Annotated in this window: 26 protein-coding genes; 14 read left to right on the plus strand and 12 right to left on the minus strand. The window is 61.4% G+C overall.

The features are described 5' to 3' along the window. The first annotated feature begins 83 nt into the window (after nt 1-83). The gene (locus AACY52_RS20360; RefSeq protein ID WP_339417717.1) at nt 84-887 is read left to right on the plus strand and encodes a transglutaminase family protein; all 804 of its coding nucleotides are present in this window, start codon (nt 84-86) and stop codon (nt 885-887) included. Here AACY52_RS20360 and AACY52_RS20365 read toward each other — a convergent pair. Genes AACY52_RS20365 through hmgA form a run of 4 tightly spaced genes read right to left on the minus strand, consistent with a single transcriptional unit; the run spans nt 884 to nt 5,534 of the window. Further along, a complete protein-coding gene (locus AACY52_RS20365; RefSeq protein ID WP_339417716.1) occupies nt 884-2,251 on the minus strand; it encodes an aromatic acid/H+ symport family MFS transporter in 1,368 nt (455 codons plus the stop codon). The genes AACY52_RS20360 and AACY52_RS20365 overlap by 4 nt on opposite strands. A 55-nt stretch (nt 2,252-2,306) precedes the next feature. Then, on the minus strand, nt 2,307-2,948 hold the full coding sequence (gene maiA, locus AACY52_RS20370) for a maleylacetoacetate isomerase (RefSeq protein WP_339417715.1): 642 nt from the start codon (nt 2,946-2,948) through the stop codon (nt 2,307-2,309). 12 nt (nt 2,949-2,960) lie between these two features. Further along, nucleotides 2,961-4,247, minus strand: a complete 1,287-nt coding sequence (gene fahA, locus AACY52_RS20375) for a fumarylacetoacetase (protein WP_339436088.1) — start codon at nt 4,245-4,247, stop codon at nt 2,961-2,963. A gap of 3 nt (nt 4,248-4,250) precedes the next feature. After that, entirely contained in the window at nt 4,251-5,534 is a 1,284-nt protein-coding gene (hmgA, locus tag AACY52_RS20380) for a homogentisate 1,2-dioxygenase (RefSeq protein ID WP_339417711.1), read from the minus strand. Nucleotides 5,535-5,654: 120 nt separating this feature from the next. Here hmgA and AACY52_RS20385 point away from each other — a divergent pair, with 120 nt between their 5' ends. Then, on the plus strand, nt 5,655-6,434 hold the full coding sequence (locus AACY52_RS20385; protein ID WP_339417709.1) for an IclR family transcriptional regulator: 780 nt from the start codon (nt 5,655-5,657) through the stop codon (nt 6,432-6,434). A gap of 1 nt (nt 6,435) precedes the next feature. Here AACY52_RS20385 and dacB read toward each other — a convergent pair whose 3' ends face one another. The 7 genes from dacB to AACY52_RS20420 all read right to left on the minus strand — a co-directional run bounded on the left by dacB (nt 6,436) and on the right by AACY52_RS20420 (nt 14,438). Next, nucleotides 6,436-7,881, minus strand: coding sequence for a D-alanyl-D-alanine carboxypeptidase/D-alanyl-D-alanine-endopeptidase (dacB, locus tag AACY52_RS20390; RefSeq protein ID WP_339560732.1), 1,446 nt, complete (start codon nt 7,879-7,881; stop codon nt 6,436-6,438). Nucleotides 7,882-8,025: 144 nt separating this feature from the next. Next, nucleotides 8,026-10,446, minus strand: a complete 2,421-nt coding sequence (locus AACY52_RS20395; RefSeq protein WP_339560733.1) for a TonB-dependent receptor — start codon at nt 10,444-10,446, stop codon at nt 8,026-8,028. Nucleotides 10,447-10,555: 109 nt separating this feature from the next. Continuing rightward, nucleotides 10,556-11,491 carry a glutathione S-transferase family protein gene (locus tag AACY52_RS20400; protein WP_339417706.1) on the minus strand — a complete coding sequence of 312 codons (936 nt, stop codon included), beginning with the start codon at nt 11,489-11,491 and terminating at the stop codon, nt 10,556-10,558. A gap of 75 nt (nt 11,492-11,566) precedes the next feature. Next, nucleotides 11,567-11,839 carry a GIY-YIG nuclease family protein gene (locus AACY52_RS20405; RefSeq protein ID WP_339417704.1) on the minus strand — a complete coding sequence of 91 codons (273 nt, stop codon included), beginning with the start codon at nt 11,837-11,839 and terminating at the stop codon, nt 11,567-11,569. Nucleotides 11,840-11,875: 36 nt separating this feature from the next. Further along, a complete protein-coding gene (locus AACY52_RS20410; RefSeq protein WP_339417703.1) occupies nt 11,876-12,346 on the minus strand; it encodes a nuclear transport factor 2 family protein in 471 nt (156 codons plus the stop codon). A 463-nt stretch (nt 12,347-12,809) separates the two neighbouring features. Beyond that, nucleotides 12,810-13,445, minus strand: coding sequence for a response regulator transcription factor (locus AACY52_RS20415; RefSeq protein WP_339417702.1), 636 nt, complete (start codon nt 13,443-13,445; stop codon nt 12,810-12,812). 180 nt (nt 13,446-13,625) lie between these two features. Beyond that, nucleotides 13,626-14,438, minus strand: coding sequence for a response regulator (locus tag AACY52_RS20420; RefSeq protein WP_339417701.1), 813 nt, complete (start codon nt 14,436-14,438; stop codon nt 13,626-13,628). Nucleotides 14,439-14,830: 392 nt separating this feature from the next. On the opposite strand from AACY52_RS20420, the gene AACY52_RS20425 reads away from it, so the two are divergent. From AACY52_RS20425 to AACY52_RS20480, 12 genes are all read left to right on the plus strand, one after another. After that, complete coding sequence (locus tag AACY52_RS20425; protein WP_339417699.1) at nt 14,831-15,460, plus strand: DUF1120 domain-containing protein; 630 nt, start codon at nt 14,831-14,833, stop codon at nt 15,458-15,460. A gap of 94 nt (nt 15,461-15,554) precedes the next feature. Continuing rightward, nucleotides 15,555-16,172, plus strand: coding sequence for a DUF1120 domain-containing protein (locus AACY52_RS20430; protein WP_339417697.1), 618 nt, complete (start codon nt 15,555-15,557; stop codon nt 16,170-16,172). 38 nt (nt 16,173-16,210) lie between these two features. Then, on the plus strand, nt 16,211-16,834 hold the full coding sequence (locus tag AACY52_RS20435) for a DUF1120 domain-containing protein (RefSeq protein WP_339496697.1): 624 nt from the start codon (nt 16,211-16,213) through the stop codon (nt 16,832-16,834). An 82-nt stretch (nt 16,835-16,916) separates the two neighbouring features. After that, complete coding sequence (locus tag AACY52_RS20440) at nt 16,917-17,543, plus strand: DUF1120 domain-containing protein (protein WP_339560734.1); 627 nt, start codon at nt 16,917-16,919, stop codon at nt 17,541-17,543. Nucleotides 17,544-17,545: 2 nt separating this feature from the next. Then, nucleotides 17,546-18,292 carry a fimbria/pilus chaperone family protein gene (locus tag AACY52_RS20445; protein ID WP_339560735.1) on the plus strand — a complete coding sequence of 249 codons (747 nt, stop codon included), beginning with the start codon at nt 17,546-17,548 and terminating at the stop codon, nt 18,290-18,292. A gap of 137 nt (nt 18,293-18,429) precedes the next feature. Continuing rightward, complete coding sequence (locus AACY52_RS20450) at nt 18,430-20,868, plus strand: fimbria/pilus outer membrane usher protein (protein WP_370468039.1); 2,439 nt, start codon at nt 18,430-18,432, stop codon at nt 20,866-20,868. Nucleotides 20,869-20,879: 11 nt separating this feature from the next. Further along, a complete protein-coding gene (locus AACY52_RS20455) occupies nt 20,880-22,004 on the plus strand; it encodes a DUF1120 domain-containing protein (protein WP_339427135.1) in 1,125 nt (374 codons plus the stop codon). Nucleotides 22,005-22,014: 10 nt separating this feature from the next. Continuing rightward, nucleotides 22,015-22,647 (plus strand): DUF1120 domain-containing protein, encoded by a 633-nt coding sequence (locus tag AACY52_RS20460; protein ID WP_339560737.1) that lies wholly within the window; start codon nt 22,015-22,017, stop codon nt 22,645-22,647. Nucleotides 22,648-22,657: 10 nt separating this feature from the next. Then, nucleotides 22,658-23,293: a DUF1120 domain-containing protein gene (locus tag AACY52_RS20465; protein ID WP_339417688.1), complete on the plus strand. Its 636-nt coding sequence runs from the start codon at nt 22,658-22,660 to the stop codon at nt 23,291-23,293. Nucleotides 23,294-23,334: 41 nt separating this feature from the next. Next, nucleotides 23,335-23,955 (plus strand): DUF1120 domain-containing protein, encoded by a 621-nt coding sequence (locus AACY52_RS20470; protein WP_339417686.1) that lies wholly within the window; start codon nt 23,335-23,337, stop codon nt 23,953-23,955. A 35-nt stretch (nt 23,956-23,990) separates the two neighbouring features. Next, entirely contained in the window at nt 23,991-24,617 is a 627-nt protein-coding gene (locus tag AACY52_RS20475) for a DUF1120 domain-containing protein (protein WP_339417684.1), read from the plus strand. A 35-nt stretch (nt 24,618-24,652) separates the two neighbouring features. Beyond that, on the plus strand, nt 24,653-25,276 hold the full coding sequence (locus tag AACY52_RS20480) for a DUF1120 domain-containing protein (RefSeq protein WP_339560738.1): 624 nt from the start codon (nt 24,653-24,655) through the stop codon (nt 25,274-25,276). Nucleotides 25,277-25,366: 90 nt separating this feature from the next. On the opposite strand, the gene AACY52_RS20485 is transcribed toward AACY52_RS20480, so the two are convergent. Continuing rightward, a complete protein-coding gene (locus AACY52_RS20485) occupies nt 25,367-26,662 on the minus strand; it encodes a CynX/NimT family MFS transporter (RefSeq protein ID WP_339417680.1) in 1,296 nt (431 codons plus the stop codon). Nucleotides 26,663-26,857 lie beyond the last annotated feature (195 nt).

Raw genomic sequence — 26,857 nt, forward strand, 5'->3', positions numbered from 1 at the left:
ACATAAGCGCGCTGGATATTTGCTAAGCCACTGGACGAAAAACCCCAGCAAGGCTAAAACGGGGGCCTATGTCGGAGAATGCAATGAATCCCCGCAAAGCCTTTTTCGCCTGCCTGGAACGCTCACCACCTGCGCTGTTTGAAGCGGCGCTGTGGATTGCCGCCGAGCACGACCCGGCGGTGCAGCCTTTGCTGATCCTGCAGGAATTGACCCTGTTGCAACAGCAGGTGAGCCTGGGCATGCCCATGCTGCCAGCGGATGAGCAGGCCCAGCCGCTGCTGCGGCGCATGAATGACCTGGGGTTTGCCCAGGATGAATTCACCCCCTTGCGCCCCGCCGCTGCCCTGCTGGACAAGGTCTTGCGACGCAAACGTGGACAACCCTTGGCCATGGGGCTGATCGCTATGGAACTGGCGCGGCGCCTGGACATCCCCATGGTCGGCGTGAATTTCCCCGGCCACTTCCTGCTGCGGGTACCCGGTGCCGATCACCTGCTGGACCCCTGCGGCGGGCGGCGTTTGTACCCCAATGATTGTCGGGACCTACTGCAACGCCAGTACGGCCCCAACCTCAAGTTGCAGGCCGACCACCTGTACACCGCCGATCCGCGTTCGATCCTGCAACGGCTGTCGCGCAACTTGCGGCAACTGCACCTTTCCAATGACGCCCCGCTTGAAGCGCTGGTCGATGCCGAACGCGTGCTGGAGCTGGGCAACGCCAGCGCCGCCGATTACCTGGCGAGGGCCAGCCTGTATCAGCGCCTGGATTGCCCTAACGCCGAACGCTTCGACCTGGAGCACGCACTGATGCTCAGCGAAGATCCCATCCAACGCCTGCGCCTGACCGAGCGGCTGGGGCACCTGCCACCCAATTCAGTGGTGCACTAAGCCTGTGGCGTCTTGAGAATATCCCCTGTCATCCGGCTCTTCGGCACATCAACCCCGGGCGAACGCACCTGAATAATCAACAATGCCGCAATCACCGCCGGTATCGCGCAGAAGAAGAAAATCTGCTCCACCGGGATATGCATCGCGAGCAGCATGCTGCCAAAGAGCGGCCCCAGGATTGAGCCAAATCGCCCTACCCCCAACGCCCAGCCCGTACCGGTAGCGCGCACATGCGCCGGGTAGAAGTTGCTGGCAAAGGCATTGAGGGTCAACTGGCCACCGATGATGCAAAACCCGGCCGCAAATACGCAGGCCACCAAGTAGCGAGGGTTGTCATGGTTCAGGCCGAGTAAAACGGTGCACACAGCAGCCGCCGCCAGCACGCCTGAGAGTAGTCGTACTTTGCTTTTCAAGCGGTCGGCGAACCAAGCCATGCCGATGGCGCCCAAGGTGCCGGCGAACAGGAACATCGACGTCACCAGATTGGCGTCTTTCAGCGTCAAACCACTTTCCAGAAGCAGCGACGGCAACCAGCTGATCATGAAATACAGCAGGATCAGGCTGACAAAAAAGGTCGCCCAGATCAGCACGGTCGGGCGCGCGTAGCCGTTACGGAACAACTCCACGACCGTCAGCTTGCTGCTTTGCGCCTGTTGGTTTTCAGCCTCGGTCGCCAACGGCGGTTGCCAGTCGGGAAGCATACGCACCGTCACCTTCCGCAACCTTGCGTAGGACGGGGCATCACGCAGCAAACGCGGCAGAGATTCCGGCAGCAGCCACACCAGAAACGGGAACAGCAACAACGGTGTCACGCCTCCTGCAAGAAACACAGCCTGCCACCCGAAGCCTTCAATAAACCCCGCCGCCACAAAACCACCCGCGGCCCCGCCAAACGAGAAGCCACAGGCTGCCAAGGTCACCATCAACGTGCGCAAGCGCGGTGGGGAGTAGTCCGACATCAACGCCATCGCGCTCGGCATCGCGCCCCCCATGCCGATACCGCAGATAAACCGCGCGGCCATCAGCGTGTTCAGCGAGTTGGCAAACACCATCAGCACGGTGAGGCTGGCGTAGATCAGCACACAGCCGAGCAGGATGCGGCGCACGCCAAAGCGATCGGCCAAGGGTGTGACCAGCAATGACCCGAGCGTCAGCCCCAGCAGGTTGGCGCTGAACACCGGACCAAATGCGGCTTTCTCCAGCCCCCAATCCTTGGCCAGCGCCGGCACGACATAACCCAGCACTTGGGCGTCGTAGCCATCGGTGACCAGCAGCAGCGCGAGCAACAGGAGAATCAACCACTGATAGCGCGACACCGGACGGGCGTCGAGTGCCGCGCGAAAGCTGGCAATTTGGTTGTGCATCGCAAGGTACCTATTATTTTTATAGAGATGACGCCGAACAAGCCCGCTCCCACATTCAGGGTTGGGGTGTGTCAGGTTGATTGGCAGGGTGAGCCTGTATAAATGCCGGATGCTGCGCCGCCAGCCCCGCCACACGGCCAATGCGCGGGTACGCCGCCAATGGCACTTTGAAGCGTTCTGCCGCATACAGCTGAGGGATCAGAAACGCATCCGCCAACCCCGGCTGCTCGCCAAAGCAATAACCTTGATCACCAATCAATTGCTCCACCGCGCCAAGCCCCAGGCTGATCCAATGACCGATCCACGCCAACACCTTCGCCTCGTCATGCCCCCATTGCCGCAGCAGGTTCTGGGTGCTCGAATTGTGCAGCGGGTGGATATCACAGCCGATAATCGACGCCACCGCACGCTCATGCGCGCGGGTCGTCAAGTCTTTGGAAAGCAACGGCGCCTGTGGATAACGTTCCTCCAGGTATTCGATGATCGCCGGTGACTGAATCAGCAACTCGCCCTCATCAGTACGCAGCGCCGGCACGCGACCTTGTGGGTTGATCGCCAGGTACTCCGGCTGGCGATTGGCACCACCCGACGGCACCAGCAGGTTGACCGGCACGGCGCTGAAATCCAGGCCCTTGAGCGCCAGGGCAATACGCACCCGGTACGACGCGGTCGAACGGTAGTACGTGTAGAGTTCCATCACCCTGCCCTCCTAGCGCGCCGCGATCACAGTGCCGCGGCACTCGCCGAAGCCGATCGAAGCAAACCCTTCGCGGCTGCAACGGGCGCGCAGGATGATTTCGTCGCCGTCTTCAAGGAACTTGCGCACTTCGCCGGACGGCAACTCGATAGCCTTTTTGCCGCCTTCGGTCATTTCCAACAGGCTGCCAAACTGGCCTTCTTGCGGCCCCGACAAGGTGCCCGACCCAAACAGATCACCCGCTTGCAACTGGCAGCCGTTGACGCTGTGGTGCGCAACCAACTGCGCGACGGTCCAGTACATGTGCAGGCTGTTGCTCAGAGCCAGGCGATGAGCCGGCAGGTTCTGCTCGCGCATGGCGGCGGTGGTGAGCAGTACTTCCAATTCGATATCCAGCGCACCCGCAGCTTGGTCACGCTTATCCAGCAAGTACGGCAGCGGTTGCGGGTCGCCTTCAGACCGCGCCGGTTGTGCCTTGCGGAACGGCTCCAAGGCCTCGGCGGTCACCACCCACGGTGAAAGGGTGGTGATGAAGCTTTTCGACAGGAACGGCCCCAGCGGCTGGTATTCCCAGGCCTGGATATCCCTCGCCGACCAATCATTGAGCAGGCAGAAACCGGCAATGTGCTCGGCCGCGTCACCAATGGCGATCGAATCGCCCATCGCATTGCCCTGGCCGATCCAGATGCCCAGCTCCAGTTCGTAGTCCAGGCGCGCGCACGGGCCGAAGGTCGGCTCGGTCTGGCCGGCTGGCAAGGTTTGGCCTTTGGGACGACGCACCTCGGTGCCCGAGGCGCGGATGGTCGATGCGCGGCCGTGGTAACCAATCGGCACGTACTTGTAGTTGGGCAGCAGCGGGTTGTCGGGGCGAAACAGTTTGCCGACGTTTTGCGCGTGTTCGATACCGACGTAGAAGTCGGTGTAGTCATTGATTTTCGCCGGCAGGTGCATCTGGCAATCAGCGGCGCGGTGCAGCACCTGTGCCTCGCGGGTTTGCAGTGTGCTGCCTTCAGCCAGCAGTTCCAGCAGACGCTCGCGCAAGGCCACGCGCGGGCCACGGCCGAGTTCAAAAAACGCGTTCAGTTGGCCGCCGGCGGTCGCTTCAACGGCGCGACGCGCTTCACCCTCGAACTCATCCAAGGCTGCGTGCAGATCAAGGATGGAATCACCAATCGCCACGCCACTGCGCGGCGCCGAACCGTTGAGGCTGAACACCCCCAGCGGCAGGTTTTGCAGGGGGAAATCCGCGTGCCCATTGGCCGAGGCCACCCAGCTGCGCGTTAGTGTTGGCTGAGTCATGGGTTATCTCCGATTCGGGTTGAAGGTGGCGGGCAGCGAGGCCCAGCACGCGTCGTAAGTGTTTTGCAGTTGCGGGCATTCCAGGGCGAACCGCGTGGGACGTAGCACTTGGCTGGTCTCGAACATGAAAGCCATGGTGTTATCGATCTTGTGCGGCGCCAGATCGACGTTGATCGCCTTGGTGCAGGTCTCGCCGTCCGGGCCGTGGGCGCTCATGCAACTGTGCAGCGACGCGCCGCCGGGCAGGAAGCCTTCGGCCTTGGCATCGTAGGCGCCCTGGATCAGGCCCATGTATTCATTCATCAGGTTGCGGTGGAACCACGGCGGGCGGAAGGTGTTTTCGGCCACCATCCAGCGCGGCGGGAAAATCACGAAGTCGAGGTTAGCCAAGCCGTGGGTGCTCGTCGGCGAGGTCAAGACAGTAAAAATCGACGGGTCCGGGTGATCGAAACTCACGGTGCCGAGGGTGTTGAAACGGCGCAGATCGTATTTGTACGGCACGTTATTGCCGTGCCAGGCGACGACGTTGAGCGGGGAATGGTCCAGTTCACAGGCCCAGCGTTCACCGAGGAATTTTTGTACCAACGTCGTAGGCTTTTTCAGGTCTTCGTAGTGAGCAACCGGCGTGAGGAAATCGCGCGGATTGGCCAGGCCATTGCTGCCGATGGGGCCCAGGTCCGGCAGGCGCAACGGCGCGCCGTGGTTCTCGGCGACGTAGCCACGCGCCTGGGCATCCAGCAGTTCGACGCGGAACTTGAGGCCTCGCGGCAGCACGACGATCTCCAGCGGTTCCACCTCCAGCACGCCCAATTCCGTGGCGATACGCAGCCGACCTTGCTCGGGGACGATCAACAATTCGCCATCGGCGTTGAAGAACACGCGCTCCATGGAACGGTTGGCACAGTAGTGATAGATGCTGATGCCAGAGGGTTTTTCCAGCGCCGAATTGGCGACCATTCCTACAAGCCCATCAACGAAGTCCGTCGGTTCACTTGGAACATCCAACGGGTTCCAACGCAAGCGATTGGGCGTCACCGCGCCCAACGGCCCACCGACCAATTGCCGCTCAAGCCTGACGAACGCAGGGTGATTAGCCGACGGCTGAATGCGGTAAAGCCAGGTACGCCGGGCTTCGCTGCGCACCATGGTGAACGCTGTGCCGGAGAACAACTCGGTGTACAGCCCATAAGGCGCTTTTTGCGGGGAGTTCTGGCCGACCGGCAATGCGCCGGGCAGGGCTTCGCTGGCGAATTCATTGCCGAAGCCCGACAGGTATTCGAGGTTCATGGATCGTCCTCTACACGGAAGTTGTTTTTATCGTAATCCAGTTACGCATAACGTAATTTGATCACTGTCGACCGTCAAGCTATAAAGACGCCCATTCATCTCTCGGATTCTCGCCCTTCCATGGAAAAGCCCCGCGACACCGGTAAACAGAAAGTCCGCTCGGCCGAAGTGGGCACCGACATCCTCAAGGCCCTGGCCGAACTGTCGCCGGCCACCTCGCTGTCGCGCCTGGCCGAGCACGTGCAGATGCCGGCGAGCAAGGTGCATCGTTATTTGCAGGCGTTGATCGCCTCGGGATTTGCCGAACAAAACACCGCCACCAACCACTATGGGCTGGGCCGCGAAGCCTTGCGCGTGGGCCTGGCGGCGCTGGGCAGCATGGACGTGCTGAAAGTCGGCGCAATGCCGCTGGCGGAGTTGCGCGACGCGTTGAATGAGACCTGCTTTCTGGCGGTGTGGGGCAACCAGGGGGCGACCGTGGTGCAGATCGAACCCGCCGTGCGCGCCGTCACGGTGGTGACGCAATTGGGTTCCGTGTTGCCGCTGCTCAGCTCGTCCACCGGGCTGGTGTTCAGCGCCTTTCTGCCGTCGCGGGAAACCGTGGAATTGCGTGAACGCGAGATCCAGGCTGGCATCGCCCATGCCCTGGCCGATGACCAGGCTTACGCCACCGTCTGCCAGCAGATCCGCAGCCGCGGCCTGCATTTTGTGCATGGTCTGCTGATGCCGGGGGTGGATGCCTTGTCGGCGCCTGTGTTCAACGCCATCGGCCAAGTGGCGGCGGTGATGACCGTGGTCGGTCCCACCTCATTGTTCCACGCCGATGAAGATGGCCCGGCGGCGCAGCGCTTGCTGGCGGCGACCCGGGCCGTGAGTTGGCGCATGGGCTATCAGCCGTGAGCTAGTCGTGCCATTGGGTCAGTGCAAGTGCCACGCGATTCTCCAGCGCACGGATGGGCGCGGCATTGCTCAGGTAGTTATTGCTGATTATTGAAAACACCAGGCGCCGGCCCTCGGCGTCGGTGATGTAGCCGCTCAACGAGGAAACCCCGGCCATGGAACCGGTCTTGGCGTGCAGATTGTTTTCTGCAGCCGTCCCACGCAAGCGGTAGCGCAAGCTGCCGCCGGTCATGCGGTCCGGGTTGCCGGCGATCGGCAAGGCGTTGTACCAAGCCTCGAACCAGGGCTGTTTGGCCGTGGCCAGTAACAGATCGGTGAGGTTCTGCGACGACACCAGATTGCGCCGCGACAAGCCCGAACCATCGACCTGGCTCAGCGTCATCGGGTCCAAACCCTGGCGGCGCATGAAGTCCGCCACTGCCGCGACACCGGCCTGCGCCGTGCCTGCATTGGATGCTTTGCGCCCCATGGCCTTGAGCAAGGCTTCGGACATGTTGTTGTTCGACAGCTTGAGCAGCGGCGTGATCAATTCCCGCAAAGGCGCCGATTGATGCTCCACCAGGACCCTGGCCGTCACAGGGCTTGCACCGCCGATCACACGCCGTCCCATCACCTGAATGCCCTGCTGCGCCAATGCCTGTTCAAACAGATTGGCCACCAGTTGTGTCGGCTCCCACACGCTCACCCACTGCCGTCTTTGCTTGCCCGGTGCCAAAGCGCCCGTGAGTTGCAACAGGTTAGTGCCGTGCTGGCGCGTGATGCCGTAGCTGTTGCCTGGGCCGCTGACGGCACGGTTGCTCAGTTGCACATAGTCGGTGGCTGGGCTTATCACCACGCTTACCGGCTGGCCGACCGCGACCGGCGCCTTCGCCGTGACGAGCAAGGTGCCCGCATCGAAGTCCGTATTGGGCGATACGGTCAGCGCCGAAATCTGCGCGCCGTAGTAAGTGCTTTCGTCGTCCTGGGCCCAATCAACACCCAGGCGCTCAGCGTCGAACCAGGTGTCGTCGAACACCAGGTCGCCCTGGATCTGGCGCACGCCTTGCGCCGCCAGCTGCGCGGCCAGCGCTTGGTAGTCGGCGAATTGCGTGGTCGGGTCGCCCAGGCCTTTGAGGTACAGGTTGCCGCTGAGGCGCTCACCTTGCTGCGCGCCATTACTGAGCAGTTGAGTGGAGAACCGGTACTGCGGCCCCAGCACGTCCATCGCCGCAGCAGTGGTGAACAACTTGAGATTGGAAGCCGGCACCAATCGCGTACGTGGGTTGTGCTGGTAGAGGGTGCTGCCGCTGCGGGCGTCGCGCACCATCAGGGAGACGGTGGCACCATGCAGCGCTGGATCAGCCAGGAGATGGTCCAGGGAGGCCTGGGTGGAGGTTGGCGAAACACTCGCGCAACCACCCAGCAGAAACAGTATGACGCTGGCGTATATCCATTTTCCAAAAAACATCGGTGCTTTATTTCCGCAAAAAACTGTGCGGCCACGCTACCAGCTCGCTCCCTGCGTGGCGAGCGCGCTGGTGTAGTCAGCGGGCTCGTCCCGCGCTGCGGGGCGGTGCGATGATTCGACAAGCCCGTTCACGACAAGCCCACATTAGAACTCCAGGGTGCTGGAGACCGACACTTGTCGCGCATCGCCCATGGACACGAACAACCGGCTCGCGGCCGAGGTGTAGTAGACGCGGTCGAACATGTTCTTCACGTTGAGCTGGAACTTGACCTTTTGCCCATCGATTTTGGTGTCGTAGGTGGCAAATGCATCCGCCACGGTGTAACCCGGCAGGGTGAAATCGTTGGCCGCATCACCTGCGCGTTCACCGACATAGCGCGCACCGGTGCCCACACGCAGCTGATCGCCGCCAAAAATGTTGCCAAAGTCATAGGCCACCGACAGCGAGCCAGTGTGCTTGGCCACATTTTGCAGGCGGTTGCCTTCCAGCGTCGGGTCGTTGTCCTTGATGTCTTCGGCGTCGGTGTAGGCGTAGCTGCCGATCAGGCTCCAGCGGTCGGTCAACTGGCCGGTGGCGTCCAGTTCCAGGCCACGCGAACGCACCTGGCCGGCAATGCTGTAGACCGTATTCGCGCCGGAACCGACCGACACCAGTACGTTGCGCTTGTCGATATTGAACAACGCCGCGCTGGCGGTGATACGCCCCGGAATGTCGAGTTTGACCCCCAGTTCCCAGGACTTGGATGCTTCGGGCGTGAGGTCGCCGGTCAAGGTGCTGCCATCCGCCAAGGCAGCAATGGTGGAGTTGGGTTTGAACGATTCGGTGTAGCTGCCATAGAACGACAGCTCATCGGTGTAGCGATACACCAGGCCGGCACGCGGCACCCAGGCCTGGCCATTGCCGTTGGTGTTGGCCTTGAACGGCACGCCTTTGCCGGCGTATTGGTCGTACATCTGGTAGCGCGCGCCGGCGACGAAAATCCACTGATCGGTCAGGTGGATCGCGTCCTGGAAGAACAGCGAGTCGCTGCGCAGCAGGTCGGTCTGGGCGCTGTCGGCGGCGCTGACGGTGGTGCCCGCCACTTCGTTGCCGTACACCGGGTTGTTGTAATTGAACGGGCTGCGTGAATTCTGGCGGATCAGGTCGGCGCGGTAGACCTTGCGGTACTCATCATCCATGCCAAACACAAGATCGTTCTGCAGGCCGAACACATTGACCTTGCCTTCAAGGCTCGCGGTGGTGAAGCGGTCAGTGGTGATCGCGCCTTGGGTGCCGTCCATCCTGCGAGTCAGGTTGCCGTTGGTGGCCACGGCGCTGACACGGACCTGGCTGGCGTCGTAGGTTTCACGGTTCCAGCTGTAGCCTAAATGAGCTTTCCAGTCGTCGTTCAAATCATGGTCGGCTTCGAAGCGGTACAGGTCGGAGCGGCCTTCCATGTTGTTGAACGGCTCGTCCAGACGCCGGGTAGACGGGATGTCCAGCGGGTGGTTGGACTTGTCGATGGCGGTGCCACGGTCGAACGGCGAGAGAAACTCGCGATGTTCGTAGGCCAACAGCAACTTGGTGGTGTCGCCATACCAGGCCAGCGACGGCGCGATCAGACTCTCACGGCGAGTGCCGAAGTTACGCCAGTAATCCTCGTCTTCATGGTCAACGATCAACCGATACGCCAGGCCGCTGTCGCCAATCGGGCCGGTCGTGTCGAGGCTGCCGCCGCTGCCGTTCTTGCCGTCACCGAAGGTTGAACCGCGCACGGTCAGAGCCGTGGACTGCACCCGCTCAGGCTTTTTGCTGACGATGTTCACCACGCCGCCCGGGTCCTGGATGCCGTACAGCAGCGAGGATGGGCCCTTGAGCACTTCCACGCGCTCCGCCGTGGCATTCAGCGCACGCCCCTGCACGATAGGCATGCCGTCGCGCATGATCGAGCCGTTACGGTTGTCGCCAAAGCCGCGCAGCATCACCGCGTCCTGGGTGCTGGCCAAGGTGTTGGCCTGGGTGATGCCGCTGATGTTGGCGAGGGCGTCATCCAGGTTGCGCGGGGTCTGGTCACGCAGTACCTGGGCGGGGACGACGTTGACGGTTTGCGGGGTTTCGAGCAGCAGGCCGTGGGAGCGCATCACCGAACTGGTAGGCGGTGGCTGGTAGCTGGTGCTGTCCTGGGTCTGCTGGCCGACGCCACTGATGGTGGTGGCACCGAGGTTGACCGCCCCCTCGGTGGGCACCGGTTCCAGGGCCAGGGTGCGGGCGTCGATCTGGCGGAAGGTAAAGCCGCTGTTACCGAGCAGGCGTTGCAGGGCCTGGGTCGCGCTCATCTGCCCGCTGACCGCCGGGGCCTTGAGGCCGTAGGGCGCTTCATCGGTGTAGATCACGCTGATCCCGGTGACCCGGCTGAAATCGCTCAGGGCCTGGGGCAGCGGTTTGGCCGCCAGGGCAAAGTTGAACTGCACACTTTGCTGCGCCTGCGCCTGCGCCACGCAGAGGGGTAGCAACGCCAGCCCCGACGCTGCCAATACCGAGGCGCCCAACCACTGTTTAACCAAACCGCCCGCCGTCGACTTCATGCTGTGAGAACCCGTGTAGAAAACGCTGTTAATGCGAATAGATCGCAGTTTCATGCACTACACGGATGGGACGGCAATTTACCTCACTCTTATTTGCAAATATTTTTACTTATTGCGCCTGAATGTGGAAACCGAAGCGTGGGAAATGCACATGCACGGTGCCCGCGCGTTCATCGGTACGCCTCAGGATCAGCTCTTCGCGGCCGGCAAATAGCAGTTCGCCTGCGACCGGGTCGACGCCGTAATCGATCGCCGAAACGGTGACGTGCTGGCCTGCCTTGAAACCATTCAGATCCTCGAACACCTCGTCCGGCAAAGCAGCGGGCGTGGAATCACGCGCGATGTCCAACGCCTGCTCGGCACTCATCTGGCTGGCCGTGCCGTGGCCAAAACCGAGTACGCGGCCCAACCAGGCCAACACGCCCGGATAAGCATCCACCAACGGCGCAGTCACTGGGGTGGCTTTGAGGAACCACAACGAATGCGCCAAGGCAAAGTCGGCAATCGACGGTTCGCCAAACAGAAAATCCCCTACCTCGCGCTGTAGCTGTTGCTCCAGGCGCGCCATTATCGCCGGCCATTGATGCTTGGCCAGTTCGGCCGGGAGCTTGCTCGCGGTGCCACCGCTGAACAGCGCGGCGCGGTCGGCGAGAAACGCCTTGATTGCCTCTGGCGGCAGTTTGCCAAAGCGTACCGCCACCGATTCAGGCTCAAACACCAGGCTCACGGCATGCGCGAACACCACGCTGTCAGCCCAGGTGGCGAAGGTTTGAGTGATCATTTCCTGGCCCAGCGGGAACAGCGCCGGCACGGCCTTCTCCTGCTCCAACCGGCGCGCGATCAAGGCAGTGTCGCAGTAAATATCGGCGCCGACCTGCAACACTGGGGTCTTGCGATAGCCGCCGGTAAGGGCTGTCAGGCCCGGCTTGGGCATCACTGGAGAGATGTGCACCGAGTGCCAGGACAAGCCTTTGAAGCCCAGCAGCAGCCGAGCTTTTTCCGCAAACGGAGAGGTGGGGTAATGGTGCAGGATCAGCTCAGACATGCTTGGGTCCACTTAACAAAGGAACCCGCAGCTTAGCGTGCAAAACCATTGGGTGGCGTGATGGCAATCCATCAGTCAAATCAATGAGCCACTCGCCGCCAGGCATTCCTTGGCGCTCTTCTTCAACCTTTTGATCAGCCGCTCCTGACGCAACGCTTCGCCCTTGCTCGCGCACTGCTCGGTGTACACCAGCGCCACCGCCGGGCTGGACAGGAAAAACCGCGCGCCCCTGCCGCTCTGGTGAGCGGCAAAGCGACGCACCGGGTCATTGCTGATGCCGCAGTACAGCGCGCCATTGGCGGCGCGCACCAGGTAGACAAACCAGGGTTTGGGTTCAGGCGTGGTCACGGGTGCATTCGGTAAGACCAAGGGATGCCAAGCTTATCAACGACTGGCCTGGAATGCCTTCAAGCCTTTGAGCGCCTGGGCGCGCACGGCGTTTTTCAGCGCCGGCGACCAGCCCAGCAACAGCCCCTTGACGCCCAGGGCCTGACGCGACCAGCGCCACAAGTCGAAGTGGTCGTGGTGCGCACAGATCTTGCCATCACGAAATACAAATCGCGCGCCGATATCGTTGACCACCGTATTCCCGGTAGCGCTGAACAGATACGTCGCGACCCAGTGAGCACTGCCGGTGGTTTCATCGCTGCGCACATTGTCGAAGGTCAGGGAGAAATCCTTGGCGCGGGTGGTGAGCATGCGCCACATGTCGCCGGCATCACGGCCGTGCAACTCGCCGAAGGCCGGGTCGCTGAACACCACATCGTCGGTGTAGCAGGCCGCCATGGCTTGCGCGTCGAGGCGTTGAAACGCCTGGTAGAATCGGGTGATCAAGGCGTCGTGGGCATCACTCATGGGCAGGCTCCGCAGTTCGTTGTTATCAGGGCTGCACGATAGTCTGCACGTGAGAGGAAGGCTATGCCCATTTGCCACATAGATGAGGGCGGTGCGGTTAGAGGTAGACGATGTCCAGGGTCGCGCTGCCGTCGATGGGTATTTCTTGATCCTTGGGCAGCGGCGTCCGTAACAGGGTCGTAGTGGATGAACTACTCGCCGCTTATCGCGATTTTGATCGCGACCCATGCAACAACAACCGCCACTGAGATCGGTAATTTATTCATTAACACCCTGATCACCAGCGTGCATCTTTATCGACAAACATAAGGCATACTTGTTCGCCAGACGTCTAAACAGTACGCCTTTGCAATCAAACTAGTGACTGAGGCGCCTACACTCTTCGCGCGAGAGCCTGCAATACTTTACAACGCCGCTATTGCGCACCCAATACAATAATTACGACCCTTCAAGGTCTTCCAAACTAAGGCACCATGCCGGTATCTCGTGCATACGCAAACAAATCAACATCAGTCGAAATACACAACCGCTGCATCGCCGTACTCTTCTGTTTACTGATTGTCGAGATACTCCGATTAACCCGCGCAGCAATCTGGCTGACGGTCATGCCGCTGGCCAGCATGCGCACCACCTCCTGCTCCTTGCCGGAAAGCGTAGGCGCTGCGGTTGGCTGGGCCAAACATGCCTGGTCCAACTGAACGCGCAAACACTCACTGACAAAGGTGCGCCCCTGAGCCACGGTGTTAAGGGCCTGGGGCAATTCCCTGGCAGACGCGCTCTTGGCAACCACACCGCGCGCGCCATGGCCGAAGGCCGCCCGCAGCGTTGCGACATTGGCAAACATCGTCACCACGATCACCGGCAGATCCGGATAGGTGCGATTCAATAATCCCAACAGCCCATACCCGTCAGCCTGCTGGTTTCCGGGCATCGCGAAATCAGTGACGATCAGATCACACGGCACACGACTCACCAACTCCAACAGTTGATCCGGACCCTCGGCCTCACCCACAACTTTGCACTTACCACTCGCCTCGATCACGACGCGTTGTCCAACACGAACTATAGGGTGATCGTCAGCAATAATAATGCGGATCATCGACTGCTCCATGATGGCAATTTGAGACCGGCAAAATACCGCGATAGTCTTTTTGCAACAATAGGTAATAAATCTCCAACTTTCGGTTTAACCCTGCATTTAAAGCCCCAACAAAAGCGCCTACACAAAAGAGAGAAAAGTAATACAGAAAAGTACTACATAACAAAAGGGTGTATTCCTTCAGAGACAACTTAGATAATCCAAATAACGCGCCACTTCATGGCGTAACGCATCCAAGGCCGTTCGGTTCAACGCCATGCCTGTTGAATGCACGCTGTTGATCAACGCCACCGTAGGTCCTTCCAATCCGGTTTCCCCGAGGAACGCCACACTGCCCACCAAGCGGTGCAAACATTGTGCGGCCATCCTCGCATCCAGCGTCGCTTGCGCATGGATCAGCATTGCCAAGTCGGCGTGAGCTTCCTGAATCAGGCTGAACAGCATCGGTTCCACCACATCCCAGGAACCAAATGCCTCGATCAGGCTGGCGCGGCTCGGGAAAGTGCTGTTGTGCGCCACCGTCGAACCTGTTCGCGTCCCGTCGAAAGCGGCGCATTGCGGCGGCGGTAGCCAACAACGCAAGACGTCACGCAACTGCGCAAAACCGATGGGTTTGGGCAACCATCCATCCATGCCGCATGCCACACAGAGGCGGATTTCTTCCGGGCCCAGGCTGGAGGTCATCCCCAGCACCGTAATGGGCAGGCGACCTTCGGCGTGCTCGCGCTGGCGCAGTTCGCGGGTCATGCCGTAACCGTCCATGACCGGCATGCGGCAATCGCTGATCACGAGGTCGAAACGCTTGATCGCCAGCGCCTGTAATGCTTGCTCGCCATTACAGCAGCACTGATGGGCCACACCGAGTTTTCCCAGTAGTGAGCCCAGCAGCAGGCGATAGGTGCAGTGGTCGTCCACCACCAACACCCGCACACGGGACCAAGGGTTCGCCAGGGCTTCTTCGGGCGCACCTGGGTCTGGAAAGTTGCCCGGCATAGAGCCCTCATCAAGAGCGATCAGTCCAACCGTCCCACCTGCGCGAGCAATACGTGGATCACAGCCGACTTGCTCGCAGCGAGACGATTACGCGAGTCCGAATGAAGGCATTCAGGTAATCAAAGAGCGCGGAAAAGTATCCGAATGTATGGGAAACGGCGATACAACAAGTACGACAACCGACGCTCAAGCACGAACTTTCAAGAAACAAGCCCCTTTTGACAGTGCCGACCTGTCATTCGTAATAGTTGCATTTCCTGTATAGGGGCCCGGCGATACATTCTCTCCCGGTTTTCGCTAAAGCTGCGCCCGCCCGCAACAACCAAAAACCCTTGGGCAACTTCACCGCACGAACCTGTCCCCATGGCCCTTGCACAGGAATACCAGACGACATGAAAGACTCTCTCGCAGCCCTGACCGGCGCCCTGCTCATTGCCCACGCCAGTGTGTCAATGGCCGCCAGCACGGTGGACCTAGCGGTCAAAGGGTCAATTACGCCGAGCGCCTGCACCCCCAGCATCAGCAATAACGGGTTGGTGGATCACGGCAAGATCTCGGTACAGGACCTCGAACCCACAGGGCCAACCGAACTGCCTAACGCCGTCCTGAAACTGGGAATTGATTGCGAGGGCGCAAGTTTGTTCGCACTGGCGTCCGTAGACAATCGTGCTTCAGCACCTGGCCCTTCTTCTCGTTGGGTCATGGGGCGTCTGACGCCAACAACGTGGATCGGTTCTTATGTCTTGACGATGCAAAACATCCTGACCGATGACCCTGCCGCCTATGCGATCTACTCCTTCGATAACGGCTCGACCTGGCTGTTCAATTCTGAACAGGACTTGCCGTCCAGCACGCTTATAGCGTTCGGCAATCAGACCTCAGGCATCAGAGTACCGGTCCACCTCACGACCGTTTCTCTAGACCTGTTAGTCGAGTCCTTCATCCACTCGAAAACGGATATTCCGACCGGCACAACGATAGCGCTGGACGGCTCTGCCACATTTGAACTGCGTTACCTGTGACCCCTCTCGATTGGAAATTTCCGCTGGGCGACCGCCCCACGGTAGGCGCGCTTGCCTGCAGGCCGACTGCGCGCCCTCACAAGGACATGTGCTGATGAACAAAACCGCTCTTACCTTCCTGCTGGCGGCGTTTACGCCAGGCGCTTTCGCCGCCAGCAATACCGACCTGAATGTAACCGGGGCCATCACCCCCAGTTCATGCACGCCCATGCTGTCGAATGGCGGCGTGATCGATCACGGCAAAATGACCGCCCGAGACCTGCAACCGACCAAGCCGACCCAGCTTGATCCGGCAGAAATGCGCCTGGAAGTGCAGTGCGAGGGAGAGACTTTTTTCACCCTGAGCACGGTGGATAACCGCGCGGGCAGCTCGGCGATCAACCCGGCGCACCATGGCTTGGGTACCACCCCTGAAGACCAGAAACTGGGCAGTGTGGCGTTCTCACTGTTTGACCCCGTGGCGGATGGAAACGCGGTAAACGTGATCATCTCGCGCAATGGCGGTGCCAGCTGGAGCCTCTCGCCCTACCTGGGCCACAAGGCGCTGACGTCGTTTGCCGCCGTGGGCGCGCCCCCCCACACGCCCATCGCGCTGAAAAAACTGAGCGTCAGGTTCCGCGCCTTCACCATCATCGTTCAATCCACCGACCTGACCCTGCTCGATGAAGTGCCCATCGACGGCCAGGCCACGCTGCAACTGAAGTACCTGTGAGCAGCCGTTTTCAACTTTTCCCGCTAAGGAGCAATACCATGAACAAAAGCCTGAACCCTCTGCTTGCCACTGTGCTGATCGCGAGCGCCGGTAATGCGCTCGCGGCGTCCAGCGTTGATTTAACCGTGAAGGGCCTTATCACGCCGAGCGCCTGTGAGCCGAGCTTGCCCAATGGTGGAAATGTCGATGTCGGCAAAATCTCCGCCAAGGATCTCAAGCTCGATGACATCACCAACTTGGGCGAATACCGCCTCCAACTGACCGTGACGTGCGACGCTGCAACCTTGATGGCGATCGAACCTCAGGACAACCGCGCAGGCTCCAGCTCTGACAGCATCCCGTCGCGCTTCGGCCTGGGCCTGATCAACGGTGCCGAGAAGCTCGGGTTCCTCGAGATGTGGCTCGAAGCTCCGCTCGCCGACGGCGTAGCAGGACGCATCATTGGCTCAACGGACGGCGGCACGACCTGGGTCCGGCAACCGACCCTGGCAACCGGCAACATTACATCGGTTGCCGACAACACGACCATGGCGCCGATTCCGGTCCAGGTGCTCACCACTGATTTGGCTGTCACGCCGTCCATCGCCCCCGCCAGCAGCCTGACCCTGCTCGACGAAGTGGCCATTGATGGCTCCGTCACCCTGACCGTCAAATACCTGTAATGGCACGCGGGCGCAACGCAATGCCTTGCGCCCATCGCCGTTTTCACAGATGGCCCCTTGACCAAGGCTCCAACACCCGACCATGAACATGCTCTCACGCCGTTTGATGCCGACTTTTCTTTGCCTGTGCGCTACCCCTGCCCTGTGCGCCTCATCGGTGGAGGTGACGTTGTCCGGCAGCATCATTCCCAGTGCCTGCACGCCGACGTTATCGCCCAGTGGCATTGTCGATCATGGGCGGGTTCCGGCCCGTTCCCTCAATGAACACGTGTTCACCCCATTGCCCAGCAAGCAACTGGAGCTGCATGTGAGCTGCAACGAGCCGGTGCTGTTTGTGCTGGTAGGCGTGGACAACCGTGCTGATTCGTCAGTGGGGCCCGGCTTTTATTACGGCCTGGGCAACAACATTCATGCGCCCGATGAGCGCCTCGGCTCGGTATCTCTGGCCATCCATGAAGTGATGGCTGACGACCAGCCCGCGCTGGTGCTGGCCTCGAGTAATCAGGGCGAGACCTGGTTTCCGGAACCCAACGCCTACCCCGACAACTACATGGGCTTTGCGCCACCCGGCACCCTGATCCCGGCCCCCCACCGCCTGATCACTGCCACCTTGCAAATCAATACATCGATCAACGCCGCCGCCTACCTGACCCTCGACCAAGAGGTGCCGCTGGACGGCTCCATCGTGCTAGACCTGAGGTACCTGTAGTCATGTTCCCTCTTCCTTGTTTTGCAGTTTTCTCACGGGCCTTCAACGTCGTGCGTTATGCCTGCCTGTACCTCGGCGCGGTAGCGTTGCCCATGTGGGGCCCAACGCTGGTGCTCGCCGACGGGATGGTGCCGGATACCTCAGTGGTGATCGTCAACGAAGCCGACGGCGAAGCCTCGGTGTCGGTGACCAACACCGATTCGAAGCTGGCGCTATTGCACGTGACCCTGGAGAACATTCCTGAAGACACCGCTTCGCGAGTCTTCGTTACCCCCCCCTTGTCTCGGGTCGAACCCTCCAAGAGTCAGTTGATCCGCTTCATCCTGCAAACCCCCGAACCGTTGCAAACCCAACACCTGATGCGCGTCATTTTCGAGGGCATGCCCCAAGGCAAGACCGCAGGCCAGGCCGGGCATGCGCGGGTCGGCGTGACCGTGCGCCAGAACCTGCCAGTGATCTTGCATCCAAAGGGCCTGGCACCCAACCGCACGCCCTGGACCGGGCTGACCTGGAGCCTGCAAAACAGTCAACTGAGCGTGCATAACTCGACGCCCTACGTGGTGCGTCTGGCCCAGGAATTGAAGCTGCTGCCGGGCGATGGTTCGGCGCTGCTGCCACGCACTTACGTACTGCCGGGAGAGACCTTGAGCGTTGCTGCCAGCCAACCGACGGCCAGCACTGTGCAACTGCAACCGGCCACCGTTTATGGCTTTGCCGTGGAACCGTACCAAGCACCGATCACCCTCTGATCGCAGCGCCGGGAGGACTGGTTCCCGGCGCCCTGATAACGAAGTGGCCTCACCGTGAAGGCCACCAGGAGCCTGCCCGCGCCAGGGAGTGGAACGGGAACGCCTCCATTATTTGAGTACGACTTGTGAGCACAGTAATGACTGATCGCGACGGCGAAGCCGAGCCTGGCGTTTCACTGCGCCGGGCGCGCCGTAGGTGGCTGGCGGGCCTGGCACTGGCCGTCGGGACCACCCTGCCAGCGGCCAAACCATTGGCGGATGAGGTCGCCGGTTCGTTCGATCCGCAAACCTTGTCCCAGCGTGGCATCGACCCGACGCTGGCCAACCTGCTGCTGCAAGCACCGCGCTTCGCCGCCGGGCGCCATGCCCTCAATCTGAACGTCAACGGCCAGCGGCGCGGCCGGATCGACGTGGTGTTCAACGACCAGGGCGGGTTGTGTTTCAACCAGGCACTGCTGGACGCAGGCAGCTTGAAAATGCCGGCTGACAATGCCGAATGCCATGACTTCCTCAGCACGTACCCGCAGACCGTGATCGAGCAAGACCCGGCCAGCCTCAGCCTGTTCCTGATCGTGCCGACCGAGGCCTTGCGCCCCGCCGTGCAAGATATCTCCGGCTACCAGACCGGCGGGTATGCCGGCGTGCTCAACTACGATGTCACCGGCCTGCAAAACGAGTACGGCGACGACAACAGCCGCTTCGCGTCGGCCAATACCGAGGTTGGCTTCAATGCCGGCGACTGGATCGTGCGCAGCCGCCAGGTGCGCACCTGGCAAGACAAAGTCTCGCGCACGACCCATCTGGACGCCTACGCCCAGCGCACCTTTGCCAAACAGCAGGCGGTGTTCCAGGCAGGACAGATCAACCTCTACAACCCGGTGCTGGCCGGTGCGCAGATCACCGGCGCCCAGGTGCTGACCGAAACCGCGCTGCAGGACCAGAATCAGGGCGCGACCATCACCGGCATCGCCAACAGCCCGGCGCAGGTGGAGATCCGCCAGAACGGTACGTTGATTCATTCCACCGTTGTGCCCGCCGGGCCGTTTTCCCTGACCGATGTGCGACGCCTTAACAGCCGCTCCGACGTGGAGGTGACGGTCAAGGAAACCACGGGTGAAGAACGCCGTTTCACAGTACCAGCTGCCATGCTAGGTCTGGGTTTGCCGGCGCCAGGTTACTCGGTGGCCGCCGGTCGCCTACGTCAAATCGGTGACGGCGAAGGCGCTGAACCCTGGGTGGTCAGTGGCGGCTGGAGCGGTGCGCTGCACCCGCAAGTCAGCATCGGCGCCGGGGTGTTGGCGGCCGAAGACTATCGCGCAACCGGGCTGAACCTGGGGTGGTTGCCGTGGCAAGACGGCCAGTTTCAAGTCTCTACACAACTCGCCCAGGCCAGTCGCCCAGGCAGTGAACGCGGCGTGCAAACCGACCTGTCGTGGTCGCAGCGCCTCACCGAGAACTGGGCGATTACCACCGCCGGCTCTTGGCGCACGATGGGCTATCGCGACCTTGAGGACTCGACTTACACCACTGACACCCGCGAACAACAGCGCTCGCGCTACCGCGACCAACAAAGTGCCACGGCATCCTGGTCGCATCCGATGCTGGGGGCATTCAGTGCAGGGATCTCGCGCTCGTCGACCTTTACCGGCGACAGCAGCAGCCGCGCGCTGGCGTCATGGGGTACCAGCTTTGGTCAGGTATCGGTATCGGCCAGCGCCGAATGGCAAGTCGGCGGCCGCCAGCAAAGCGATGACAGTGTCTACCTGAACATCAGCGTGCCCCTCGGTGAAAACCGCCGTGGCCGCTCATGGGCACGTCATGCCGGCGGCGAGCATCGCCTCGGCGTGGGCATCAACGAACAACTCAACGACCAACTGAGCTACCGCGTCGGCGTGGAACGCGATAGCCGCGACCGTGCGGTGGAGTCGTCCGTGGGCGTTTCGGCCTTGCCGTATTACAGCCAGTTGGACTTCAACTACACCCGCAACGACGCCGAGCGCTCCAGCTATCAAGGCGGCGCGCGCGGTGGGGTGGTGCTGCATGGCGATGGCCTGACGTTCTCGCCGTACCCGGTACGCGAAACATTTGCGGTGATGTCGGTGGGCGACATGGCCGGGATCAAGGTCAGCACCCCAAGCGGCCCCGTGTGGACCGACTGGCAAGGCCAGGCCGTGGTGCCGCAACTCAGCGCCTATGGCCGCAGCCCGGTGGAGGTGCACACCCGCTCGCTGCCGCGCAACGCTGATATCAGCAATGGCCTGGCCGTGCTTTCCGTCGGGCGTGGCGCGGTGGACAAGGTCGAATTTGGCGTAGCCCTGACCCGTCGTGCACTGCTCAACGTCACCACGAAGGATGGCCAACCACTGCCCCGTGGCGCCACCGTGACTACCGAGGACGGCGAGTTCGTGACGCTGGTGCAGGAAGGCAGCCAAGTGTTCCTGCCCGATGTGCTTGACGGTCGCCCGCTATGGATCAGTGCCCCCGGCCAACCCCGCTGTCGCCTGAGCTTTGAACTGCCCGAGAAAGGCGACCCCGAGGTGTACTACGAAACCGCGCCGGCGCGGTGCCAATCATGAGGACTTCTACCATGGGCCTGAAACCCGTCTTGCTCTCGCTCGGCTTGCTACTGGGCGCCAATGCCTGGGGCGATGAGTGCCAGTTGAGCCTGAACGAAACCGTGTTGGATTTCGGACTGATGAACCGCGCTATCGCGTTGGTTCCAGCAGACGAACGCCTGCTTGGGGAACGGCGTTTAAGCCTGACCCTGAACTGCCCGAACCCCACTGACATGAGCCTGTTCTATCGCGGTATTGCAGCCGGTGCCGAGCGTTTTCAGTTTACCTCGCGCGGCAGTTACAGCCTGCGGGCAAGCGATGCGTTACTCGACGGCCAGGCCGTCGAACTGGGCTTGCTTGCGGGCAGCGGCCAGCCTGCCGTCAGCACCGGCGCCACCCTGCGCTGGCGCCCGGAGCACGGCATCGTGCCGATGCGCGCCGGGGTGCCGGTCAGTGGGCGCAGCTTGTCGTTGCAGCTTGAGGCGAGTGCCTGGGCCAGTGAAGAGGCCTCGCGGGTCAGCGATGCCGTGACCTGGGAAACCAGCGGAGTGTTTGACGCGATCAGCACCGCACGCTCACGGGAACTACGCCTGCAAGCGCGCTTCGCTCCGGCGGCTTGCACGCCGAGCCTGTCCAACGGCGGCACGGTGGATTTCGGCAAATTGTCGGTGATGGATTTGCACATGGACAAGGAAACCGCCCTGCCCGACCGACCGTTGGTGGTCAGCGTCGCGTGCGATGCCCCCACGGCCTTCACCTTGCGTTTGCAGGACAACCGCCAGGGCTCAGCGACCGGTCACAACGACGAAACCACCTACGGCCTGGGGCTCGATGCCAAGGGGCAAAAAATCGGACGCTACGCGGTGATCTTCGATCCCGCGCGCGCCACCGCCGATAGTTTTGCCCAGCTCTACCGCACCGATTCCCCGACCGTCAACGCTCCGTGGAGCAGTGCCAGCGCCAGCCCTTTGGCCATCGGCGCCAGCCGACACCTGGGGTTCAACGCGAGCGCCGGAACCACCAGTGGCCCCGCCGCCATTCAACAACTCAGCGCCACGGCGAGCCTGGAGGCGGTGATGGCGCCGTTGGGTTCACTGGACCTGGGCAGCGAGGTGCGCCTCGACGGCGCTGCCACGCTCGAACTCAACTACCTCTAAGAGCCTCTCCATGAAAAACCTTCTGATACCACTGGCCGTTTTGTCGCTGTTTGCAGGCAGCTCACTCGCCCAGGCCGGGTCCTCCATCGGCCTGAAAGTCAACGGCAAGATCACCCCCAGCGCCTGCGAACCTGGCCTGTCCAATGGCGGCGTATACGAACTGGGCAAGATCCCCGCCAAGGGCTTGAATGTCGATCAACCGACACCCCTTACGGCCAAAAGCCTGCAGATGACACTCACGTGCCAGGCATTGACGCTGGTGGCGATAAGGTCCGTGGACAATCGTCCCGGCTCCCATTACGAAAGCGACAACTCACTCAGATTCGGCCTGGGGCTGGTCAATGGCAACGAAAAGGTCGGAGGCATGGGGTTGAGCTTGGAGTCGATCGTGGCCGATGGTGCCCCGATGTATGGCATCGGCTCCGTGGGAACGACCGGTTGGGGGCCAACGCAAGTCCTGTCACCGGCGTTCCTCACCTCCTTCACCCACGACATAAGCACGCCGGGTATGGCACCGGCGCCGATCCAGCGACTGACCGCTGACGTGCTGATCGAACCGAAAATTGCCCCGGCAAACACCCTGACCCTGACCGGGGAAGTCCCCATCGACGGGTCGGCCACCCTCGACATCACCTACCTCTAGGTACCCTCCCATGAAAACTATTCTGATTGCTTTGCTCCTTCTATCCGGCACTGCACACGCCGCCTCCACCGTCGAACTGACCGTCAAGGGCCTGATCACGCCGATGGCCTGCACGCCGCTGTTGTCCAGCGGCGGGCTGGTGGATTTCGGCAAGATTTCGCGCAATGACCTCAACCTCACCAACGGCACCCGCTTGCCGCACAAGTATCTGACGCTGACGGTCAACTGCAACGCCGCCGGGCGCTTCGCCCTGCGCATGCGCGACAACCGCGACGGCACCGCCCACGTTAACAGCGAGATTTTTTACGGGCTGGGGCTGGACAGCAGCGGCAACAAAATCGGCGTGTATTCGGTGAGTTTTGATCCGAAGCAAACCGTGGTCGACGACCTTGCCGTGGTGTACGGCACCGAGTCCACTACCGGCGGCATGGCCTGGCGCACCGCCAACCTCAACCCCATCGATATCGGCTCGCGCAGTCTGCTCGGTTTCACCGATGTAGGGGGCAGCACCTCCGGCCCATCGGCGATCCAGACACTCACCAGCACCCTGAAGCTGGAAGCCACGATCAACGCGCGGCAGAACCTCGACCTGAGCACGGAAACGCCAATGGACGGCTCCGCGACCCTAGAAGTTGTGTACCTGTAAATCCCTGAGACCTTCTACTTTCCCTAGTGAGGAGCCACACCATGAGCAAGTCCTTTCACCCCCTGATCGCCGCGCTGCTGCTAAGCGCCGCCACCCAGGCCGTCGCCGCCTCCAGCGTCGACCTGAGCGTGCGCGGCCTTATTACCCCAAGCGCCTGCGTCCCTGAAATATCCAACGCCGGGGTGTATGACATCGGCAAGATTTCCGCCAAAGACCTGAATGTCGAAACCTATACCCGACTTGACCCGCACAACATGCAACTGAAGGTGACCTGTGAAGCCGCCACCCTTCTCGCCCTGCAACCCAAGGACAATCGCCCGGGAACGGCATTTCGCGACGAGGGCGGTTTTGGCCTGGGCCTGATCAATGGCGACGAGAAACTTGGCGCCTTTTGGGTCACGTTGGCATCGGCGGTGGCCGACGGCGCCTCAGCTGAAATCATCGAGTCACTGGATGGCGGATCGACTTGGATTCGGGGCGGTTATCTGGCGACCGATAGCATTGCGTCTGTTGCCGAGAATGCCACCCTCGTCCCGACGCCCGTACAGACGTTGAGCATGGAGATGACCGTAAAAGTGATCATCGCCCCCACCAATACCCTGACCCTGACGCAAGAAGTGCCTATCGACGGTTCCGCCACCGTAACGGTCATGTACCTGTGACCCTCAAACTCGCTGCGCTCCCTAGGAACCACACCATGAGCAAGTCCCTTCAAACCCTGATTGCCGCCCTGCTGCTGAGCACCGCCACCCAGGCCGTCGCCGCCTCCAGTGTCGACCTGAGCGTGCGCGGCCTTATTACCCCAAGCGCCTGCGAGCCCACGTTGTCAAATGGCGGGGTGTATGACCTGGGCAAAATTGCCGCCAAGGACCTCAATCCTGACCGGCCGAGCTTTTTCCCCTATCACTCTCTTCAAATGACCGTGACTTGCGACGCGCCGACCTTGATGGGGTTGCAATCCCAAGACAATCGAGCCGGCTCCCATTTTCAAAACGACGAGATATATGAATTTGGCCTGGGCTTGATCAATGGTGACGAGAAGCTAGGCGCCCTGGGAATGCGGCTCATCAAGCCGCTAGCCGACGGTGTGGCGGCCCGCACCGTCAGCTCAGAGGACGGCGGTGCAACGTGGTACAACGACAACTATCTGTATCGCAACAATATAATTTCAGTGGCCGCGTTGGGGACGTTAGTGCCCATTGCGGTCCAAGTGTTCAGCGCGGAACTGGCGATCTCTCCCGCTATCGCCCCCACCAACAGCCTGACCCTCAACAACGAGGTGGCCATCGACGGATCGGTGACGCTGACGGTCATGTACCTGTGACCCTCAAACCCTCTACTTTCCCTAGGAGCCACACCATGAGCAAGTCCCTTCACAGCCTGATCGCCGCGCTGCTGCTGAGCACCGCCACCCAGGCCATCGCCGCCTCCAGTGTCGACCTGAGCGTGCGCGGCCTTATTACCCCAAGCGCCTGCGAGCCCACCCTGGCCAATGACGGCGTGGTCGAATTGGGCAAAATTTCCGTTCAGGATCTTCGACTTGACTGGCCAACCTACCTGCCCCGACAGGACATGCAGATGACCGTGACCTGCGATGCCGCGACGCTGATCGCCATCGCCGCCACAGACAATCGCGAAGGTTCGGACGCCCAATACGATTACTACACCTTTGGTCTGGGTATGATCAACGGCAGTGAAAAACTCGGTTTTCTCACGATATCCACCTCCAATCTGATAGCGGATGGGATGCCTGTCAGAGCGATCGGCTCAAGGGATGGCGGGGTGACCTGGCAACGCGAAGGTAGCTTTATGGATGACGGCCTCACCGCCGTCTCCGAACTGGACACCCTCACCCCCTTGCCAGTACAACGCCTCACTGCCGACTTGCAGATCAAAGCGGCAATCGCCCCAGCCCAGGATCTGACGTTCACCAAAGAGGAAACCATCGATGGTTCCGTCACACTGACCGTCAAATACCTGTAATGCCTAAGGGCGCAACGCAGGCCTGCAAGTACTTGCCGTTGCGCCACGACCGACCTGCCGCTCCTTCGCATACGCTGCGCCGTGAATGCCTTACACCTTCTCGCTGGTGACGCCTACATAACAAGCGCGACCGGCACCCAGCCCGGCAACCATCGCGCCCAGGCCGATTACGCCGAACACCCAGCCGGTGGCCCCCCAGCCACCGGTCCAGTCATGCAAGACGCCCACCGCCAACGGCCCCATGGATGCCAGCGTATAGCCGATGCCCTGGGCCATGCTCGACAGGTTGGCCGCCACGTGGGAATCGCGCGAGCGCAGCACGATCAAGCTCAGCGCCAGGCTGAAGGTGCCGCCCTGGCCCAGGCCGAGCAAAATCGCCCAGCCCCATAAGCCGTCGAGCGGCGCATACAGGCAGCCGAACAGGCCACCCAAGGTCAGCAGCATCACCAACACAATCGCCAGGCGCTGGTCTTTGCCGCGCGTGGCCAACCAGGGCGCAGCCAGGGAGCTTGCCAGTTGCACGATCACCGAGCCGGAGAGCACCAGCCCGGCCTGGGTCGCGCTCAGGCCGCGATCAATGAGGATCGACGGCAGCCAGCCAAACACGATATAGGCCAGGGACGATTGCAAGCCCATGTACAAGGTCACTTGCCAGGCCAGCGGATCACGCAGCAATCCGCGCACGCGATAGGCCACGCGGTGGACGCCGTGTTGGGTGCGCACTTGCGGTAACCAGAACAGGGCCGCCAACAGCGCCGGGAGCATCCAGAAACCCAGGCCAAGGCTCCAACTGTCGCCAAAGTACTGACTCAACGGCACCGTGGCGCCGGCCGCCAGCGCCGCCCCCAGGCACAAAGCCATGGTGTAGACGCCGGTCATGGCCCCTGCCCGCTTTGCGAAATCACGTTTGACGATGCCGGGCAACAATACGCCGATGATGCCGATGCTCGCGCCAGCCACCAGGCTGCCGGCGAACAGCCCGGCTTGACCGAATGAACTGCGTAAAATAATCCCACCGGCCAACGTCAGTAAAATCCCCAACACCACCCGTTCGGCGGTAAAACGTCGCGCGAGAATCGGCGCCAATGGCGCAAACAGGCCCAGGCACAACACCGGCAAGGTGGTCAGCAGGCCGGCGCTGGCCGCCGACAAGCCCAGGCTTGCAGAGACGTCACTGAGCAACGGCGACAGGCTCGACAACGCCGGGCGCAGGTTCAACGCCACCAGAATCAGGCCCAGCAGCAGTAACCACGGGCGTCCCACAACCGGTTGAGCGTGCTGCACCTGGGCATCATCGGCTTCGGCGTCGATCAGCCATTGTTCAACTTCGGCCTTGGGCGAGGCGTGCTCTGAAGGGGACATTGGGTTCTCGGGTTCAAGGTTCATTGATCAACTGCCAGCAAAGAGCGCTGCATATTGGCCGAAAACACACAAAAAAACCCGGCGCCAGGCCGTAATGCTGTTCACTTAAGCATTTGAGCTCACGTCGAAGTTCCTAGAAAATCCGATGCCAGATATCTGGCATCGGATTTTTTATGTCTGTTCAGCAGCACCTGCTCGACCTCGGCGACCTTTTCAACT

Source organism: Pseudomonas sp. EA_65y_Pfl1_P113 (assembly GCF_963970525.1).
Classification (GTDB): Bacteria; Pseudomonadota; Gammaproteobacteria; order Pseudomonadales; family Pseudomonadaceae; genus Aquipseudomonas; species Aquipseudomonas tritici.